The 1007-nt window shown below is 48.4% G+C and carries 1 protein-coding gene and 1 pseudogene; both read left to right on the top strand.

What is annotated here, in order from left to right; translation table 11 throughout:
• Window positions 1–435, top strand: a 435-nt coding sequence (locus tag A3756_RS16860) for a DnaJ C-terminal domain-containing protein (protein WP_304438892.1), incomplete at its 5' end; no start/stop codon positions are given.
• A 245-nt stretch (window positions 436–680) separates the two neighbouring features.
• Window positions 681–1007: pseudogene (locus A3756_RS16855) on the top strand (4-hydroxy-tetrahydrodipicolinate reductase); the annotation flags it as partial.

The raw sequence follows: 1007 nt of genomic DNA, 5'->3' as shown, positions 1-1007 counted from the left end.
GGCACGCATGGCGCGCCGTCAGGTGATTTATATGTACAGGTTTCGGTTAAAGAGCATCCGATCTTTGTGCGCGATGGCAAGACCTTGTATTGCGATGTGCCAATTTCCTTGGTAGATGCTGCTCTGGGTGGTGAGCTGGAAGTGCCTACACTAGATGGTCGCGTTAAATTGAAGATTCCGGCCGAGACTCAGACAGGCAAAATGTTCCGCTTGCGTGGCAAAGGTGTTGCCCCTGTTCGCGGTGGTGCAGCTGGTGACTTGATGTGTCGTGTGACTGTTGAAACGCCAGTTAACTTATCTAAAAAGCAGAAAGACCTATTGCGCGAATTTCAGGATACGCTAGATAAACATGGTGATAAAAAGCACGCGCCAAAAAAGCATACCTGGTTTGAAGGTGTGAAAAGCTTTTTTGATGATATGACGAGTTCTAATTAGATTATTGCCTCCACCACCGTCATTCCTGCGCAGGCAGGAATCCATTGTCTCGCGGAGTTAGATACACCCAATTAGTAGGTATCGACGGGGAAATCATGGTATTTAGAATGATCTAGCATTTTCCAGCACCTGAGGTGGGTTCAAAACAATGGATTCCCGTCTGCGCGGGAATGACGAGAATCTGCGCGAGAATGACGTAGAGGTAGTTGGGCCGGTTTATTCGCCTATAAATAAGGAAAAACAAAGTGACAAGAATTGCAGTGACCGGTGCAGCTGGTCGAATGGGTAAAATGTTAATTGAGGCCGTGGGTCTATCTTCTGAAGCAGAGCTAACGGCAGCCATTGAGCGCCCAGAAAGTTCCCTTGTCGGAACGGATGCTGGAGAGTTAGCAGGTGTGGGTGCGAACGGTGTTGTTGTCTCAGGTAGCTTGTCTGAAGTGATTGGTCAGTTCGATGTCTTGATTGACTTCACTGCGCCCGTAGCGACCTTGGCAAATGCTAAGTTATGTGCGGAGCATGGTAAGGGTATTGTTATCGGAACGACTGGCTTTACCGTTGAAGAAGAGGAGGAG

It is taken from the genome of Oleiphilus sp. HI0086 (assembly GCF_001635225.1).
Note: the sequence above shows the minus strand (reverse complement) of the source record. Positions and strands in the feature narration are given on the sequence as shown.